A 1,751-nucleotide genomic window follows, 5' to 3' on the forward strand; every position below is an offset into this window, starting at 1 on the left:
TTAAATCCAGAATTTCACAGCTTTGTAGAACGATATCGGCTGTCATCCCTTGTACGGTGCCATCAGGGTTGTACACCACATACGGCACGATGGATTCCATTTGGTTTTGTTTTGGCTGTTGTAAATCGACAGGCAGTAACTTGATCGCATCTCGCAGGGCTGAACGTCTCAACTCAAATTGATACAACGCGATTTGCTCACGAAGTTGCTTTTGTACCGCTTCACCATGAATAAACGAGGCAAAGGTATCCAACTCTTCTAAGTGGTGACCTTTTTTACTGATGATAGAAACGGGTTTGATGGAGATCTGATCGTTGAGCATTTTGGCATCAAACCCTTCCAACAACATTGGTTTGAGTTGGTTAATCGCATCAACCACGCCATCCACTAAACCAGTTTGTAACAAACGTACTGCTTCGTTATGGCCTTTATAAGGAACTTGTTTTAACTCTGGATGATACTGTTTGATCAGTTCTGAGTAGATGGTGTTTTGAGGCACACCAACACGTGAAATGTCATCTAATGTCGAGTCGCTCAGCCCATATAGGTATGTGTATTCAATGTTTGTTGGTCGGGAATAGCTGAAACGCTCGGCGCGAGTATCGGTATAGGTAATGTTGGCAGCAAAGTCCGCGTCTTCATTCGCGACTGCATCTAAAATGGCATCAAAACTCGCGTAGTTGATGTACTCAACACTCACACCAAATTCAGTGGATACCGCATCAAATAAAACGCGAGTGACAACATCATCCGCTTCCGTCGCGATTTTATAGTGAGGCTGTAATGAAGGTTCGGCCTTTACATGAAGGCTTGGCAACAGACAAGCGAAAAGCAGCAGCGTTCGAGCAAGTGTGATCATGACAAACTTATCTAAAATTAACCACTTACAGTGTGGTTATTATTATGGAAAGTAGAATAATTATGAAATGATGAACATATACTAATTCACTTATTGTTTCACAATCAATTCAACAGTCTGCCGCACGGGTCACTTTTTCCTCTGAACGCCTACAACTATTTTATAACTCCGCCTGCTCGTCACTACTACGCAAGATGTAGTCCGTCATCCAAGCAGTACCCAACAAACAGATCCAGACCACAAATACAGGGTTTGGTACATCCGTATTAGGGCTCACCACCAACGCTGCAAAACCGACGGTTGGTAGTGTCCAACAAAGCAACTTACTCCAGCGAATCGAGTCTTTTAATTTGGCGAGTGTTTCCATCGAAGCCAACATCCCAGTAATGCTCAACGCCACCAACACCGCGTAATGAAGATCGGCAATCCAGAGAGGCAATAGTAAAAGCAAAGGCCACCAGCTGTGTTTTTCTGAGCGTTTCCAATGCGTTGCTGCCCACCACATGACCACAACAGACAACGTTTGAACCACGGTCACCCAAGCTGAACCATCAAGCTTACCGCCTTGTTGCGTGACCATCAGCCCTACTTGTAAGGTAATCACAATCAAACCGGTGGTAAGGAGAACGCCAAGAGAGCTGCGATGTGAGAACACCACCATAAGTAACGGGAATAGAATCAGCACGCCAACAGACAACGCAATGGGCTGCATCGAAAGCGTCGCACCAAACACCATCATAGCGCCGAGCAACACTAAGCCAGCAAGGCCACCTTGAGGCAACAGCCATAATGCCGGGATCATGAGTGCGAGTACTGGGATTTCGCCCTCACTCAAACTCATCGCTCGGGCACACACAACGGCAAGAAAAGTTGTGATGAAAAATTGAAGTGT

At 45.5% G+C, this 1,751-nt stretch carries 2 protein-coding genes; both read right to left on the reverse strand.

What is annotated here, in order from left to right:
* On the reverse strand, nt 1–859 hold an 859-nt coding region (locus R7P35_RS23830), incomplete at its 3' end, for a substrate-binding periplasmic protein (RefSeq protein WP_318092793.1).
* Between the two features lie 160 nt (nt 860–1,019).
* A partial coding sequence (locus tag R7P35_RS23835; protein WP_318092795.1) for a hypothetical protein occupies nt 1,020–1,751 on the reverse strand: 732 nt, incomplete at its 5' end.

The organism is Vibrio sp. Vb0304, from assembly GCF_033338995.1.
Classification (GTDB): domain Bacteria; phylum Pseudomonadota; class Gammaproteobacteria; order Enterobacterales; family Vibrionaceae; genus Vibrio; species Vibrio alginolyticus.